This is a genomic window from Azospirillum sp. RU38E, from assembly GCF_900188385.1.
Classification (GTDB): Bacteria; Pseudomonadota; Alphaproteobacteria; order Azospirillales; family Azospirillaceae; genus Niveispirillum.
This window is the reverse complement of record NZ_FZOI01000003.1, coordinates 394,852-410,680: the sequence shown is the minus strand read 5'-3', so window position 1 is coordinate 410,680 and position 15,829 is coordinate 394,852. Positions and strand designations below refer to the sequence as shown.

General features: G+C 65.1%; 16 protein-coding genes. 8 read left to right on the top strand and 8 right to left on the bottom strand.

The features are described from left to right. Window positions 1-16 precede the first annotated feature (16 nt). Both CHB97_RS09335 and CHB97_RS09330 read right to left on the bottom strand, forming a co-directional pair. The gene (locus CHB97_RS09335; protein ID WP_089287680.1) at window positions 17-2,260 is read right to left on the bottom strand and encodes a primosomal protein N'; all 2,244 of its coding nucleotides are present in this window, start codon (window positions 2,258-2,260) and stop codon (window positions 17-19) included. Between the two features lie 49 nt (window positions 2,261-2,309). After that, on the bottom strand, window positions 2,310-3,554 hold the full coding sequence (locus CHB97_RS09330) for a Bcr/CflA family multidrug efflux MFS transporter (protein ID WP_244559473.1): 1,245 nt from the start codon (window positions 3,552-3,554) through the stop codon (window positions 2,310-2,312). A 264-nt stretch (window positions 3,555-3,818) separates the two neighbouring features. Here CHB97_RS09330 and fsa point away from each other — a divergent pair, with 264 nt between their 5' ends. From fsa to CHB97_RS09315, 3 genes are all read left to right on the top strand, one after another. Further along, window positions 3,819-4,499, top strand: a complete 681-nt coding sequence (fsa, locus tag CHB97_RS09325) for a fructose-6-phosphate aldolase (RefSeq protein WP_089287766.1) — start codon at window positions 3,819-3,821, stop codon at window positions 4,497-4,499. Between the two features lie 70 nt (window positions 4,500-4,569). Then, complete coding sequence (locus tag CHB97_RS09320; RefSeq protein WP_244559472.1) at window positions 4,570-5,301, top strand: DUF484 family protein; 732 nt, start codon at window positions 4,570-4,572, stop codon at window positions 5,299-5,301. 4 nt (window positions 5,302-5,305) lie between these two features. After that, window positions 5,306-6,268, top strand: coding sequence for a tyrosine recombinase XerC (locus CHB97_RS09315; protein ID WP_089287679.1), 963 nt, complete (start codon window positions 5,306-5,308; stop codon window positions 6,266-6,268). A gap of 156 nt (window positions 6,269-6,424) precedes the next feature. Here the strand turns inward: CHB97_RS09315 and CHB97_RS09310 are convergent, their stop codons facing one another. Further along, a complete protein-coding gene (locus CHB97_RS09310; RefSeq protein WP_089287678.1) occupies window positions 6,425-7,318 on the bottom strand; it encodes a DMT family transporter in 894 nt (297 codons plus the stop codon). Further along, window positions 7,315-7,788: an Lrp/AsnC family transcriptional regulator gene (locus CHB97_RS09305; protein WP_089287677.1), complete on the bottom strand. Its 474-nt coding sequence runs from the start codon at window positions 7,786-7,788 to the stop codon at window positions 7,315-7,317. Before CHB97_RS09305 ends, CHB97_RS09310 begins: the two co-directional genes overlap by 4 nt. Before the next feature lie 92 nt (window positions 7,789-7,880). On the opposite strand from CHB97_RS09305, the gene CHB97_RS09300 reads away from it, so the two are divergent. Continuing rightward, entirely contained in the window at window positions 7,881-8,504 is a 624-nt protein-coding gene (locus CHB97_RS09300) for a LysE/ArgO family amino acid transporter (protein ID WP_089287676.1), read from the top strand. 162 nt (window positions 8,505-8,666) lie between these two features. Here CHB97_RS09300 and CHB97_RS09295 read toward each other — a convergent pair whose 3' ends face one another. Then, complete coding sequence (locus tag CHB97_RS09295; RefSeq protein WP_089287675.1) at window positions 8,667-9,536, bottom strand: 50S ribosomal protein L11 methyltransferase; 870 nt, start codon at window positions 9,534-9,536, stop codon at window positions 8,667-8,669. 254 nt (window positions 9,537-9,790) lie between these two features. Here CHB97_RS09295 and CHB97_RS09290 point away from each other — a divergent pair, with 254 nt between their 5' ends. Further along, a complete protein-coding gene (locus CHB97_RS09290; protein WP_089287674.1) occupies window positions 9,791-12,055 on the top strand; it encodes a TonB-dependent receptor in 2,265 nt (754 codons plus the stop codon). A gap of 69 nt (window positions 12,056-12,124) precedes the next feature. Then, the gene (locus CHB97_RS09285; RefSeq protein ID WP_089287673.1) at window positions 12,125-13,246 is read left to right on the top strand and encodes an alkaline phosphatase D family protein; all 1,122 of its coding nucleotides are present in this window, start codon (window positions 12,125-12,127) and stop codon (window positions 13,244-13,246) included. On the opposite strand, the gene CHB97_RS09280 is transcribed toward CHB97_RS09285, so the two are convergent. Further along, a complete protein-coding gene (locus tag CHB97_RS09280; RefSeq protein ID WP_200819873.1) occupies window positions 13,247-13,819 on the bottom strand; it encodes an MOFRL family protein in 573 nt (190 codons plus the stop codon). A 135-nt stretch (window positions 13,820-13,954) separates the two neighbouring features. On the opposite strand from CHB97_RS09280, the gene CHB97_RS09275 reads away from it, so the two are divergent. Continuing rightward, a complete protein-coding gene (locus CHB97_RS09275) occupies window positions 13,955-14,776 on the top strand; it encodes an N-formylglutamate amidohydrolase (protein WP_089287672.1) in 822 nt (273 codons plus the stop codon). On the opposite strand, the gene CHB97_RS26345 is transcribed toward CHB97_RS09275, so the two are convergent. Next, a complete protein-coding gene (locus CHB97_RS26345; RefSeq protein ID WP_160105720.1) occupies window positions 14,739-14,915 on the bottom strand; it encodes a hypothetical protein in 177 nt (58 codons plus the stop codon). The two genes, CHB97_RS09275 and CHB97_RS26345, sit on opposite strands and share 38 nt — an antisense overlap. Before the next feature lie 188 nt (window positions 14,916-15,103). On the opposite strand from CHB97_RS26345, the gene CHB97_RS09270 reads away from it, so the two are divergent. Next, the gene (locus CHB97_RS09270) at window positions 15,104-15,406 is read left to right on the top strand and encodes a DUF1244 domain-containing protein (protein WP_089287671.1); all 303 of its coding nucleotides are present in this window, start codon (window positions 15,104-15,106) and stop codon (window positions 15,404-15,406) included. 61 nt (window positions 15,407-15,467) lie between these two features. Here the strand turns inward: CHB97_RS09270 and CHB97_RS09265 are convergent, their stop codons facing one another. Further along, on the bottom strand, window positions 15,468-15,812 hold the full coding sequence (locus CHB97_RS09265; RefSeq protein ID WP_089287670.1) for a hypothetical protein: 345 nt from the start codon (window positions 15,810-15,812) through the stop codon (window positions 15,468-15,470). Window positions 15,813-15,829 lie beyond the last annotated feature (17 nt).

Sequence of the window (15,829 nt, the reverse complement as noted above, 5' to 3'; positions counted from 1 at the left end):
TTCCGCCCGCTGGCGCTCACAAAAAACTATACGGATCGATATCCACCTGCACCCGCACGGCGGCGGGGATGTCTACCTGGGCCAGCCAGTCGGCCAGCACCGGCTGCAGGGCCAGGTTCTTCGGCCCTTTCAGCAACAGGCGCCGCCGGTGCCGGCCGCGCAGCACGGCCAGCGGGGCCGGGGCGGGGCCCAGGATGGTCAATTCCTCCCGCGTGCGCGGGGCGGTGCGGCCCAGGCGGCTGGAAATCTGGTCCACCAGCGCCTCATCCTCCCCCGACACGATCAGGGCGGCCAGTCTTCCATAGGGCGGCATGTCCAGGGCGCGGCGCTGTTCAGCCTCAATCGCCAGGAAACCGTCGCGGTCATGGGCCAGCAGGGCCTGCATCACCGGATGTTCGGGCATATGGGTTTGCAGCATCACCCGGCCCGGTCGGCTTTCACGCCCCGCGCGTCCGGCCACCTGATGCAGAAGCTGAAAGGTGCGTTCCCCCGCCCGCAGGTCGCCACCGCCCAGCCCCAGATCGGCATCCACCACCCCCACCAGGGTCAGCAGGGGGAAATGGTGGCCCTTGGCCATCACCTGGGTGCCGATCAGCAGATCCACTGCCCCGTCGCGTACCTGTTCGATCACGTTCAGCATGGCGCGGGGGCCTGCCAGCGTGTCCGACGTCATCAGCGCCACCCGCGCCTCTGGGAACAGATTGGCCACTTCCTCCGCCACCCGCTCCACGCCCGGACCGCAGGCAACGAAGCTGCCTTCCGCCTCGCAATGCGGGCAATGGTCGGGGCTGGGGGCGGTATAGCCGCAATGGTGGCATTGCAGGCGCCGGGTCAGCCGGTGTTCCACCAGCCAGGCGGTGCAATGGGGGCATTGCAGCCGGTGGCCGCAGCCCCGGCACAGGGTCAGCGGCGCATAGCCCCGGCGGTTCAGGAACAGCATCCCCTGTTCGCCGGCCGCCATGGTTTCTGCCAGCGCGTTGCGCAGAATGGGGGACAGCCATTGCCGGGCCGGCGGGGCGGCATCCTTGCGGCGCAGGTCGATCAGGGTGACATCGGGCATCTGGGCCCCACCATGGCGGGCCGGCAGATCAATGCGGGCATAGCGGCCGGTCTCCGCATTGGCCAGCGTTTCCAGCGAGGGCGTGGCGCTGGCCAGCAGGATGGGAATCTGCCCCAGATGCGCCCGCACCACCGCCATGTCACGCGCGTGATAGACGACGCCTTCCTCCTGCTTGAAGGCGGCCTCATGCTCCTCATCCACCACGATCAGGCCCAGATCGGGATAGGGCAGGAACAGGGCCGAGCGTGCGCCCACCACCACCCGCGCCTCGCCATTGGCCACGGCGCGCCAGGTATGGCGGCGCAGGGGCGGGGCCAGTTCGGAATGCCATTCGGCGGGGCGCACACCGAACCGCCCGGCGAACCGGTCCAGCCACTGGCTGGAAAGTGCGATTTCCGGCAGCAGCACCAGCACCTGTTTGCCGGCACGCAGGGCGGCCGCCACCGCTTCGAAATACACTTCCGTCTTGCCGGAACCGGTGACGCCATCCAGCAGCGTGGCGCTATAGCCGCCAGCGGACACTTTGGCGGTCAGATCATCGGCGGCGGCGCGCTGAATCTCCGACAGTTCCTTTGCGGCGGCATCCGGGTCCGGCACCGGAAAGCGGGGCAGGGCCCGCATGGGCACCGGCGTCAAGGCCCCGGCATCGGCCAGTGCCCGCACCACGGCGGGGCCGCAACCGGCATCATTGGCCAGATCGGCGGCCAGCCGTGGCGGCCCGTCCAGCAGCAATTCCAGAATCCGCTTGCGGGCGGGGGTCAGGCGCAGTCCGTCCGGCAACTCGCCTTCGCTGCGCATATAGGCGGTGAGCGCGCGTGGTTCCTCCAGTGCGGCGGAAACTGACACGGCCATGCGCATCACCGCGCCCAGCGGTGACATGGTGTAGCTCGCCACCCAGGCGATGAAACGGCGGGTCACCGCCGGCATGGGTGGCAGGTCGAAGACGCGGATCAGCGGGCGCAGCTTGGTTTCCGCCACCCGGTCGCCGTTATGGTCGGCATCATCCTGCCAGACAACGCCAAACAGGCGGCGGGGGCCCAGCGGCACCTCCACATAGGTGCCGGGCGGCGCCTCTACCCCCTCGGGCACGCGGTAATCATAGGGTTCGGCCAGCGGCAGGGGCAGCAGCACGCGCACCCGGCGCACCGCCGGCACCACGGGCCCGCCGCCCAGAAGATCACCCTGTCCGCCTGTCGCCATAACCCGCCGGTTCCCGCTATCGATCACCGGGTGTTAACACTGAACCGGCTTACTTCACCAGCACCCGGTGCAGGATCACCCCGGTGATGGCGCAGCCGCCCAGCACCAGGCACATGGGCAGCGGCGTGCCGTCGGACAACAGCCCGACCAGCGCACCGGCCGCCGCCCCGGTGCAAAGCTGCAAGGCCCCGGACAGGGCCGAGGCCGACCCGGCCAGATGCGGGAAGACAGAGAGCGAGCCGGCCATGCCATTGGCCCCCACCAGCCCCATGCAGCCCAGATAGAAGAACAGCGGCACCATCAGCCCGAACAGCCCACCAAAGCCGGTGAGTGCGATCAGCGGCAGCACCAGCCCGATGGCAGCCGTCACATAAAGCCCCAGCTTCATCAGCCGATCCAGGCCATGACGCATGACCAGCCGGCTGTTAACCGCGCTCATCGCCATCATGGCGATGACATTGGCCCCGAAATAGAAACCGAAATGCTCCGGCGAGACCTTGAAATACTCAATATAAACAAAGGGCGTGCCGGAGATATAGGCGAACATGCCGGCAAACACGAAGCCACCGGACAGGGAATAGCCCAGGTAGCGGCGGTTGCTCAGCAGCGTCAGATAATTGCGCAACATGCCGGCATTCTGGTGCTGTCCGGGCGATCTTGTTTCCGGCAGGTACAGCAGGCCCAGCAGCGACAGCACGCCGAAGCCACAGAGAATCCAAAACACGCCGCGCCAGCCCAGATAGACCAGCACCTGCCCGCCCAGAATCGGGGCCACCATGGGGGCTGCCGCCGTCACCAGCATCATCAGCGACATTACCGAGGCCGCACGGTTGCGTTCGAACAGGTCGCGGATCATGGCGCGGGCCAGCACGGGCGGCGCACAGGCGCCGGCCCCCTGCACTACGCGCCAGGCCATCAGCGACCAGATATTGGTGGAAAGCGCACAGCCGATAGAGGCGATGACGAACATGATGATGCCGGCCGCCGCTGGCAGCCGCCGGCCATAGCGGTCCCCCAGCGGACCCCAGATCAGCTGGCTGATGCCCAAGCTGCCCAGAAAGGCGGACAGGGTCAGCTGAACCAGGGCCGGGTCCGTGCCCAGATCACGGGCGATCTGCGGCAGGCCCGGCAGATACATATCAATCGACAGCGGGCCGAACATGCAGAGCAGGCCCAGAATCATCACGAACAGCCGGAAGCTGGTGCCGGGCGGCAGGCCCGGCGATCCATCCTGTTCCATCTGTCCGCCGGCACCGGCAAGGCTAATCGCATCCACTTGTTCGCGGCCGCGCATCGTTGAAAACCCATATATCGACGAGAGAATAGCAGGCCGGAAAGCGCATCGGCCATTATTAAAGATAACATTCCGGCACGGTCGCTTGAATGCCCCCTGGCCCCATGGCAGCCGCCCTTATGCTGCATAGCAACATGAACCGGGTGCCGCCGGGCCATGCGCGGGCAGTGCTGGCGGGCGGATGCTGCTTTGGGTATTGTCCGCGCCATCGTGGCGGCCCTGGTTGGGGCGTGCCCACCCATTTTCGTGCAGGACGCCCTTGCCATGAAGTTCTTTGTCGATACCGCCGATCTGGCCGAAATCCGCGATCTGGCCGCCACCGGCCTGCTGGATGGCGTGACCACCAACCCGTCGCTGGTGGCCAAGGCCGGCCGCAACTTCATCGAACTGGTTGCGGAAATCTGCGACGTGGTCAGCGGCCCGGTCTCTGCCGAGGTGGCGGCCACCGATTTCGACACCATGCTGAAGGAAGGCCGCCATCTGGCCAAGATCGCCCCGAACGTGGCGGTCAAGGTGCCGCTGACGCCGGCCGGCCTGAAGGTCTGCCGCACGCTGGCCAATGAAGGCACCATGGTCAATGTGACCCTGTGCTTCTCCGCCGCCCAGGCCATCCTGGCCGCCAAGGCCGGTGCCGCCTTCATCTCCCCCTTCGTCGGCCGCCTGGATGATATCGGCCAGAACGGCCTGACCCTGATCCAGGAAATCGTCGAGATTTACTCCAACTACCCGGCCTTCACGACCGAGGTGCTGGTGGCGTCGGTGCGCAACCCGATCCATGTGGTGGAATCGGCCCGCATGGGTGCGCATGTTGCCACCATGCCGCCGAACGTGATCCGCCAGCTGGCCGGCCATGTGCTGACCGACAAGGGTCTGGCTCAGTTCGTCTCCGACTGGGCCAAGACCGGTCAGTCGATCCTGGATCAGGAAATCCCGGTTCGTAAGTAAGTGATACAGCCCCCTCCGCCGGAATCGGGGGAGGGGGCCTGTTTTCTGCTGCCATGGAAGGTTCGCGCTCATGACCATCGGCCCCGATCCAAGCGCCAATGCCGCGATGGATGAGTTGACGGCCGATGATGTGGCGGAATTCCTGAAAGAACATCCGGACTTCCTGGCCCGCCGGCCGGATGTCATCCCGCACCTGATCCCCCCCGCCGGTTCGCATGGCGATGGTGTAGTGGATATGCGGCACTATCTGCTGGAAAAGCTGCGCGGTGAGCTGGGTCGCCTGTCCGACCAGCGACGGGAATTGCTGGAGACCACCCGTGCCAATTTCCTGAACCAGCAACGGGTCCATGCCGCCGTGCTGCACCTGCTGGCGGCGCAAGGGCTGGAAGATCTGGTGCGCGCCGTGACCGGCGATCTGGCGGTGCTGCTGGACCTGGATGCCGCCGTGCTGGTGATGGAAAATCCCGATGACAAGATTGCCATGCTGGCCCCGCTGACCGGCCCGGCCGGGCTGGTAATGACCCCGCCAGGGGCGGTGAACCGCCTGATGGGCCGGGCCGATGTGGCGCTGCGCGGGGATATTTTTGGGGCGGCCGACCTGTGGGGCCATTGCGAATTCCCCGTGCGGTCGGAAGCTTTGGTCCGCCTGCGCTTTGGCGCGACGGAGATGGGCGAGGGCACGGAGGGGTTGCTGGCCTTCGGTTCCATGGAACCGGACATGTTCCATCCCGGTCAGGCCACCGACCTGCTGGTCTTCCTGGCCGGCGTGGTGGAACGCGCCATTACCCTGCGGCTGGATTGAGCGCATGGCGGGCCCGGCCCCCTTTCTGGGTTTCGCCGCGCAGGCCGATCTGGCAGACGCCATTGACCGCTGGCAGCGCTGGCTGGTCAATGAAAAGGGCTGTGCCCCGGCAACGCTGAAATCCTACAGCACCGATCTGGCGGGTTTCCTGGCCTTCATCGCGCATTACCGAGAGCGGGCACCGGGGCTGAATGATCTGGCGGCGCTTGATCTGATGGATTTCCGCGCCTGGCTGTCTGATCGTGCCATGCAGGGGGCTGGGACGGGGACGCGTGCCCGTGGTTTGGCCGGCGTGCGTAACCTGTTCCGCTGGTTGGATCGGCAGGGGATCATGCATAATCCCGCCATCCAGATTCTGACCAGCCCGAAGGTCAAGCGTCCAGCGCCCCGGCCGCTGACCGCCCCTGATGCGGCGCAATTGCTGGATGCGGCGGCAGAGTTGCCGGAAGCGCCCTGGATCGGGCTGCGCGACCGGGCCTTGCTCACCCTGCTCTATGGCTGCGGCCTGCGCATTTCCGAAGGGCTGGCCCTGAACCGCCATGATCTGCCGCCGGGGGCGGAGACGGTGCGGGTACTGGGCAAGGGGGCCAAGGAACGGCAGGTGCCGCTGCTGCCGGCCGTGCATCAGGCCGTGGCGGCTTATCTGGAGGCCTGCCCCTTCCGCTTGCCGGGCAGTGCGCCCCTGTTTTTGGGGGCGCGGGGCGACCGCCTGAATGCGTCGGTGGCGCGCAAGGCGATGCAGGCGCTGCGTGGGTTGCTGGGCCTGCCGGACAGCGCCACCCCCCATGCGCTGCGCCACAGCTTTGCCACCCATCTGCTGAGCAGCGGGGCCGATCTGCGCGCCATTCAGGATTTGCTGGGCCATACCAGCCTGTCCACCACCCAGCGCTATACCGATGTGGATGCGGAAACGCTGCTGTCCGTCTATGAAAATGCCCATCCCAGGGCCGTGTGGAAGGACGGGTAATACCAACCCGCCTTTAGGCGGGTTGGAGGCCGGCGACCGCCGGCCCGGCACCACGTGGTGCCGTAAGCCAAGCTGCCGGAGGCAGCGCCCGGCGCATGAGGGAAGACGAAATCTCCCTGGATCGGTCACGATCAAGGGAGATTGGTATAAGTGGCCTCAGCCCCTCAGCCGCCGGCCCGCCACCACGGCGCCGCCGACGATCAGCAGGCAGGCGGCACCCACCACCCAGCTGGGTGCTGCGCGGCCGGCCAGGATCAGCAGGGCGGTGGAAAGCAGCGGCGTGGCATAGGAAAGTGCCCCCAGCGTCTGGATATCGCCGCGCTTCACCCCATGGTCCCAGACGAAAAAGGCCAGCCCCACCGGCCCGATGCCCATGGCCGCCACCACGGCCCAGCCCCAGCCCTGCGGCCAGACCGTCACTTCAAACAGCAGGTGGCAGAGGCCGGAAAGGGCGGCCGTGGCCAGACAGAAGAAGCTGACGATCTCCGTCGGCACCGCGCCAAACCGGCGTGACAGCACCGAATAGCCTGCCCAGGTGACCGCACAGGCAACGGCGGAGAGATATCCGGGCAGATATTCTGCCTTCACCGCCAGCCCCGCGCCGCCGGTGACCAGCAGCAAGGTGCCGGCCAACCCGCAGCAGGCCCCCAGCACCTGCGCCCGGCCCAGCCTTTCACCGGGCAGCAGCCCGGCGAAGACGACGATCAGCAGCGGCCAGAGATAATTGATCAGGTTGGCCTCTGCCGCCGGTGCGGATTGCAGGGCCAGGAAATAGAGGAAATGATAGCCGAACAGCCCGCCGATCCCCAGCGCCCAGACCGGCCAGGGCTGGCGCAGCAGCGGCGTCAGCGGCCGTCCCAGCACCAGCAGCAGGCAGAGGCTGACCAGCCCGCCGACGCCGAAGGACAGCGACACCAGCAGAAAGGGCGGCACCGGCCCGGCCAGTGCTGTCAACAGCGCCAGGGTGGACCAGATCAGGATGGCGCTGGCCCCCACCAGGGTGGCGCGGCGCAGGGTGGGGCCCTTGGCCCCGGCGGTGATCGTGCTCATGCCGGCAAGGGTTCCAGTACCCGGTGTTCCACCTGGGTGGACAGCAGCATCACACAGTGGGTGGCACCATAATCGGCCAATTGGGTCAGCAACCTGTCCAGATGATGCACATCGCGCGCACCGATGCGCAGCAGATAGCTTTCATCCCCCGTCACCTGATGGCATTCCAGCACTTCTGGCCGGTTGGCGGCGAATCGCACCAGCGCCTGATCCCGGCCGGGCAGGATGCGCAGGCGCACAAAGCCGTTCAGCCGCAGCCCCAGGGCGGCATGGTTGACCTCTGCCCGGTAGCCCTGTATCAGGCCCGAGGCTTCCATCCGGCGCACCCGCTCCGCCACGGCCGGGGCGGTCAGCCCCACCTGGCGGGCCAGATCGGCGAAAGATTGCCTTGCATCGCGCTGCAGCTCCCGCAGCAGGTGCAGGTTGATCTCGTCCAGCGGGTCGTGTGCGGGGGGATGACGGTCAGACATGATCGTTATCCTGCCTTAACCAAAACCGCCTGTCATGCGTCAGCGTGAAGGTGATGTGACAGTGCCTTGACCCTGTTGCAGGAGTGCGTCGATTGCTGGAAGAAATGGGCATCCTGTGGCGGGGAATGGTGCTGGGCCTGATCATTGCCGCCCCGGTTGGCCCCACCGGCCTGTTATGCATCCGTCGCAGCCTGGAACGCGGGTTGGCGACTGGATTCGCCACCGGCATCGGGGCCGCCATCGCCGATGCCGGCTTCAGCGCCATTGCCGCCTTTGGCATCACCGCCGTGCTGGATATCATCACCGGCAATATATTGGTGTTGCAGATCGTGGGCGGCCTGTTCCTGCTGGGTGTGGCTGTCCATAGTTTCCTGCGCGATCCCAAACCGCTGACGGCGGTGCCGGTGGCGGGCAACCTGCCGGCGTCGGTGGCGACGGGCCTGTTGTTCACCATCACCAACCCGGTGACCATCCTGGGCATCGGCACCATCGTGGTCAGTTTCGGCCATACCAAGGGGCCGGCACAGGATGCCACGTTGGTAGCGGGCATTTTTCTGGGATCGCTGCTCTGGTGGGCCATCCTGTGCGGCGGCGTCACCCTGCTGCGCCGCCGGGTGACGGGCAACAGTGTGCATTGGATCAATATCGGCACCGGCATCCTGCTGGCCGCCCTGGGGCTCTATGCGCTGGCGGGTGCGGTGCGGACGTTGATTTGAGGGGCAGGCGGAGGGAGCGCCCTTCCACGGGGCGCCCCGGTCGGCGCTCATAGGCGCCAACATAGTCCCCTGGAACAAGGTGCCTTCCCCGCTTTCGCGGGGGAGGCAGGGAGGGAGCAAGAGACGACGTCACCGCCTGTCCCTGGTGCGGTCATCCGGGCATCAGCCCTTCAGCACCAGGGTGGACCAGTCACCCAGGCGGAAGCGCTTGACCAGCCGCAGGCCCTGGGCGCGGTGGGCGTTGATCACCAGCGGTTCCTGCCGGTGCAGCAGACCGGACAGGATGACCGTACCACCCGGTTGCAGGTGGCGGCGCAGGCTGGGCGACATTTTGGCCAGCGGGCGGGCCAGGATGTTGGCGACGATCAGGTCGAACTTGCCATGCCGGCGCACGGCTTCCGCCGCATAGCCATTGGCGGCATAAAGCTTCACCAGCTTATGCACCCGGTTCAGCTTGGCATTTTCCTGCGCGATCTCAATCGACAGTTCGTCAATATCCACGCCGATCACCGGCACATGGGCCAGCTTGGCCAGCGCAAAGGCCAGAATCCCGGAACCACAGCCCATATCCAGCGCATCCTTGATGCGCCCCTTGGCGGCCAGTTCGGAAATGGCGCGCAGGCAGCCCTGGGTGGTGGCGTGCTCGCCCGAGCCGAACGCCATGGCGGCTTCGATCTGCAGCCCCATCTTGCCCTTGGGTACGGGCTTCTTATGGTGGCTGCCATGGATGAAGAAGCGGCCGGCCGTAATCGGCGGGAAGCTGAGATAGGTCTGGGTCACCCAGTCGATGGGGGCCAGCGGCTCCTTGGTCAGTTCCGGCTCGGCGATGCCATGGGCGGCGGCCAGCACGGCCAGCTTCATGCCGATGCGGCTGGTGTCGGGCTCGTTATAGGAGGTGCATTCGATCAGCCACTGGCCGCCTTCCTGCAGCTCGAAGGTGGAAACGGCATCAACATGCGGTTCCACCATATCGGCGAAAACGGGGACCAGCGCCTCCGGCACTTCGAACGCGACACGCCACATCGGCTGCATGAAACTCTCCGCCCCTGGTCCGGGATTGTCTGGTGAATGGTTGCGAGATGCCTGTTCTAGCTTGGGCGGGCGGTGCCTTCAATGCAGCTTTGCCGCAGGCGTGCCGCGCCTTGGTGGCGGATCAGGTCATGGGTTGAGAGAATAAGGTTAATAATTCAGGAACTTGACTGTCAAAATCCTGAAACGCTCCCCTGCTATCGCCATGCTGCGCCGCAATATAAGCCAAACAGCGGTGTTGTAAGGGAAGCCTCATCATGACTGACAAGCGCCTTCTGGCCGGCACCGCGCTGGCCCTGCTGTTCGCCGCCACGCCGGCTTTGGCCCAGACCACCACGGCTACCGATGCGACCCAGGTGGCCGATGCGGCCGAAATGATCGACGAGATTATCGTTTTCGGCCGTGGTGAGGCCCGGCAGGTCCAGGGTGTGACCGCCGCCGCCATCGCGCTGGAAGCGCCGGGCACCAGCCCGCTGAAGGCGATCGACAAGCTGCCGGGCGTCAGCTTCCAGTCCGCCGATCCGTTCGGCGCCTATGAATGGTCGGCCCGCATCAGCATCCGTGGCTTCAACCAGACCCAGCTGGGCTTCACGCTGGATGGGGTGCCGCTGGGCGACATGTCCTATGGCAACCATAACGGCCTGCACATCTCCCGCGCCATCAGCTCTGAAAATGTCGGGGCGGTGACGGTGGCGCAGGGGGCGGGCTCGCTGGCTACGGCCTCGACCAGCAATCTGGGCGGCACGGTGCAGTTCACCTCCCGCGATCCGTCCAAGGATGCCGGCGCCACCGTCGCCGGCATGTTCGGGTCGGAAAATACCGGCCGTGGCTTCGTGCGCCTTGAAACCGGGGAGCTGTCCACCGGCACCCGCGCCTATCTCAGCTATACCCGCCAGAATGCGGAAAAGTGGAAGGGCGATGGCATCCAGCGCCAGGACCAGTTGAATTTCAAGGCGGTGCAGCCGATTGGCGAAGGCACGCTGACGGGCTGGGTCAACTGGTCCGACCGGCGCGAGAATGATTACCAGGATCTGTCCCTGTCGATGATCAACCGCCTGGGCTATGACTGGGACAATTTCGCCAAGAACTGGGGTCTGGCCGTTCAGGTGGCCGATATCTATAACGGCAATGTCAAGGGCGCCTATCCGGCCCCGGTGCAGACGGTGGACGATGCCTATTATGATGCCGCCGGTCTGCGCAAGGATACGGTCGGCGGCCTGACCCTGAATTACCCGATCAATGATGTGGTGACGCTGGACCTGACCGGCTATGGCCACAAGAATGAAGGCCAGGGCATCTGGTTCACCCCCTATACCCAGACGCCGGGCGGCGGCCCGATCTCCATCCGCACCACCGAATATGATATTGAGCGGTTCGGCGGCATTGGCGGCCTGACGGTGGAGCTGGGCGACCATAAGATCAATGGCGGCGTCTGGTTTGAAGATAATGACTTCAACCATGCCCGCCGTTTCTATGGGCTGAACCGCACCTCGCCGGGCCGTTCCTCCACCCAGTTCCAGACCGGGCCGTTCTTCACCCAGTGGGAATATAGCTTCAACACCAAGACCACGCAGTTCCACCTGTCCGATGCCTGGAAGGTCACCGATCAGCTGACCGTCAATGCCGGCTTCAAGTCGGTCAATGTGGAAAACAAGGCCAATACGCTGACGGGCCCGGTGAAGACCGGCACCATCAAGGCCGAGGATAATTTCCTGCCCCAGGCCGGCTTCCTGTTCGACATCACCGACCAGCATCAGATTTTCGGTTCCTATGCCGAAAATATGCGTGCCTTCGAATCGTCGGGCACTGGCGGGCCGTTCAGCACCACGGCGGAAGCCTTCAACAAGATCCGTGGCACGCTGGAACCGGAATCCAGCCGGACCTTTGAACTGGGCTGGCGCTTCCGGGTTGAGCGGTTCCAGGGCGTGCTTGCCGCCTATGATGTGAAGTTTGACAACCGTCTGCTGACCGTCACTGTCGGTTCCGGCATCCAGGGTCTGCCGCCCTCCCTGCAGAATGTCGGCAGCGTGACGACGCGTGGCCTGGAAGCGGCCGGTACCTATAACCTGACCGATGAAGTGTCGCTGTTCGCCTCCTACACCTACAATGACAGCGCCTATGATGACGATGTGCTGGATGGGACGACCACCATCCGCACCAAGGACAAGACCGTCGTCAACTCGCCCAAGCATCTGCTGAAGGGCGAGGTTTCCTATGATGATGGCAACCTGTTCGGCAAGCTGGGTGCGTCCTACACCTCCAAGCGCTATTACACCTATCTGAATGATGGCTCGGTGGACAGCTACGCGCTGGTTGATGCCACCGTCGGCTATCGTTTCGAAGGCGGGGCGTGGCTGGAAGGCATGGAAATCCAGGCCAATGTCACCAACCTGTTCGACAAGGAATATGTCTCCACCATTGGGTCGAACGGTTTCGTGAACAGCGATCCGACGGGTCAGGCGCAGACAATGCTGGCCGGCGCGCCGCGCCAGTTCTTCATCTCCCTGAAGAAGCAGTTCTAAAATCAGGTTATTACGAGAGGCGCCGGGGGATGCGTTCCCCGGCGCCTTTCCCATGTCAGGATGCAACCGATGTCCCGTTCCCCGCTTGATCGCCGCACCCTGCTGACCGGCATGGCCGCCCTTTCCGCCGCTGCCACCGTGGCCCCCCAGGTGGGTGCCCAGTCGGTGAAACGGCTGGCACCGACGGTCACGCCGACCCGCATCGCCTTCGGTTCCTGCGCGCATCAGAGCAAGGATCAGCCGATTTGGGACGCCATTCTGGCGGCCAAGCCGGACCTGATGATTCTGCTGGGGGATAATGTCTATCTCGACACCCGCAATGTCGACGACATGAAGGCCAAATATGCCCTGCTGGCGGCCAAGCCGGGCTTTCGCAAGCTGCGCGACGCCGTGCCCATCGTCGCCACCTGGGACGATCATGATTTCGGCGAGAATGATGCCGGCGCCGATTACCCGATGAAGGCGGAAAGCCGCCGCCTGTTCTGTGATTTCTTCGGCGAACCGGCCGACAGCATCCGCCGCAGCCGGGCCGATGGCATCTATACCGATTACCTGTTCGGGCCCGCCGGCCAGCGCCTGCAGATCATCCTGCCGGACCTGCGCTGGAACCGGGCACCGTTGAAGACCATCGATATGGGCGGGCAGGATTATGAGACCTGGGCCAAGGCCCGCCACGCGGCGGGCAAATCCGTGCCCGGTCCCTATGAACGCCAGCCGGAAGATGGGGCCAGCCAGATGGGGGAGACCCAGTGGCGCTGGCTGGAAGAACGGCTGGCCCAGCCGGCCGACCTGCGTATTCTGGCCTCCTCGCTCCAGGTCGTTTCCGATTTTCCCGGCTGGGAGGCCTGGATCAACTTCACCCATGATCACCAGCGCCTGATCGAGGTGATTCGCCAGAAGCGGGCCAACGGCCTGTTCTGCATTTCCGGCGATACGCATTATGCCGAATTTTCCCGGCTGGACCTGAATGTCCCCTATCCGCTGTGGGACTTCACCTCCTCTGGCCTGACGGAGGTGTGGCCGGTGCTGCCGCCCAACGCCCGGCGGGTGGGGGAGGCGTACCGGTCACAGAATTTCGGCCTGATCGAGGTGGATTGGGCGGCGGGTGCCGTGCAGATCGGCATTCATGATGTGGCCGGCCAGCGGCAACTGGCCCAGGGCCTGCGGCTGGCCGATCTGCGGGTCGGGTGATTACAGCACCAGGATGGCGCGGAAATCCCGTATCCGCGCCTCTGCCGGGGCGGGGGGCAGCAGATCGCCCAGGCTGGCGAAGAAGAGCGGCGCCTGCCCCTGTTCCAGCAGGCCACCCGGTTCCAGCCCCAGCGCCAGGGCGCGCGACAGGCTGTCCGGGTGCAGCAGGGCGCCGGCAGCCGTGCCCCCACTGTCCAGACCATCCGTATCGGCAGCCAGCGCCCAGATGTCGCGGGCGCCATCCAGTGCCAGCCCCAGGCCCAGCAAATAGGACAGGTTGCGGGAAAGATTATCCTGGCCGCGCAACCCGTGCGGGTTGGCGCTGGAGAAAATTACTGTGCCCGGCGGCGTGGCCCGCGCCAGATCGGCATGGGGCCGCACCAGGGCCGGGATGCCGGCATCCGGCACGGTCTCCAACTGGATGGTTTCCAGGCCCAGATCGCTGGCCATCGCTGTGGCCGCTGACAGGGCGGCGGCAGACCGATCACGGGAGGGGTGGGGCTGCCGGTCGGCACTGGCGGCCAGTGCCGTCTGATAAAGCTGACGCAGCAGATCGGGTGGCGTCTGGGTCATGGCGTTATTCCTCCATGGCGGGACGGGTTCCCCTGAACCATTCATGAAACACCGGTGACGGGCAGTTGGCTCCGCAAGGCAGGTGTGATGCCGCCCCTTTGCGGCCGCCCAATGATGCGTTAAAGCTGGGGAACCATGCTGGAAGCCCCTCTCGACACCCCCCTGCTGACCGCGGCCGATCCGGCCCCCGTCCGCCTGCTGAACCCGCAATCGGCCAGCCCGATCCTGCTTGTCTGCGACCATGCCGGCAATTCGGTGCCGCAGGCGCTGGGCGACCTGGGCGGGGTGCCGGCGGCAGAACTGGACCGGCATATCGGTTGGGATATCGGTGCGGCGGCGGTGACGGCGGAACTGAGCCGGCGGCTGGATGCAGCCGCCCTCCTCACCGTCTATTCCCGTCTGGTGGTGGATTGCAACCGCCGCCCGGATGACCCGACCAGTATGCCCACCATCAGTGACGGTACACCGATCCCGGCCAATGTGGATATTTCCCCGGCTGCCCGGCAGGCGCGGCTGGATGCCCTGTTCCATCCCTATCATCAGGCGATCAGTGCCCGGCTGACGGCGATCCGGCATGGCGGACGTCAGCCGGTGCTGGTTTCCATCCACAGCTTCACGCCGACCATGCGCGGCGTGGCGCGCCCCTGGCATGTCGGGGTGCTGTGGAACCAGGATGGCCGGATCGCCCTGCCCCTGCTGGCAGCGCTGCGGGCCGAAGGGGACATTGTCGTGGGCGACAACGAACCCTACAGCGCCCGCACCGGCACCGATTACACCATCATCCAACATCCAGAACCGACCGGCATTCCCAGCGTGATGCTGGAAATCCGTCAGGATCTGATTGCCGATGCGGCAGGGGCGGCGGCCTGGGGGGAACGTCTGGCCCGGCTGCTGGGGCCGCTGCTGGCGGCCTCGACCGTCAGCGCGCCGCCTCAAATGCCCGCAGCAGGCCATTAAAGTCCAGCGCCTGGAGCTGTTGCACCAGGTTTGAAAATTCATTGCTGGAACGGCGCAACTGTTCAGCATGGAAGTTGATATTGGCCAGGTGATTGGCCAGATGCCCCTGGGGCAAGCGGGTACGCATATCGATGATCATGGGGCCTCCGCTGGCGGGTGAACTCGACATAGCGAAACCATATATAATATCGATACTTCCCCAAGATGTGTCCGACGACAACAAAATTAAGTGGTTAATGGAAGAAAATTCCAAACTTTGTGATGACGCGTCGCCTTGTTTTGAAAAGGTGATGAAATCTTGACCAGTTTGACAATACAGGAGGCAATATGGACAAGCAGACACAGACGGAACTGGAGGCTGCCGCTTTTCGCCGGCTGGTGGCGCATCTCCAGCAACGCACGGATGTGCAGAATATCGACCTGATGAACCTCGCCGGGTTCTGCCGCAACTGTCTGGCCAAATGGTATCGGTCAGCGGCGGAGGAACACGGGCACAGCCTCAGCTATGATGAGGCGCGCGAAGTCGTCTATGGGATGCCCTATGAAGACTGGAAGCGCCTGCACCAGCGCGAGGCGACGGCTGAACAGCGGCGTGCCTTTGACAGCAGCCAGCAGGGCGGGGGGCATTGATCATCATATCGGGGAAGGGGGAGGTTGGTGCTACCTCTTCCCCCCTGTCGATAAGGGTCTTTTAAGACCCTTTGCGCTGCAACCGGGCTTCTTCCGCAGCGCGGCGGGTCTGTTGCCAGGCCTCCAGCGTGCGGCGGAGATTGGCGGCAGCTTGGCGCTGGCGGGCAGTGGTTTCCGTCGAGCCGGCGCTCAAGGATTGATAAAGCTCCTCCTCCTCCAGGCAGGCTTCATATCGCAGGAGTGCCTGGCGGTCGCGGTCGATGGCGGCGACGGCATCCGTGCCGGTGCCGCCATTCAGTTGCGGCATGGTGCAGGTGGAAGGGGCGGCCGCAGCCGCCATGCTGCCCAGCAGAATCATGGAAGCGGCGAAAATCCCGGCGCCCAGTGCCTTGATGTGTGTCTTCATGCGACACCTCTCTTGTC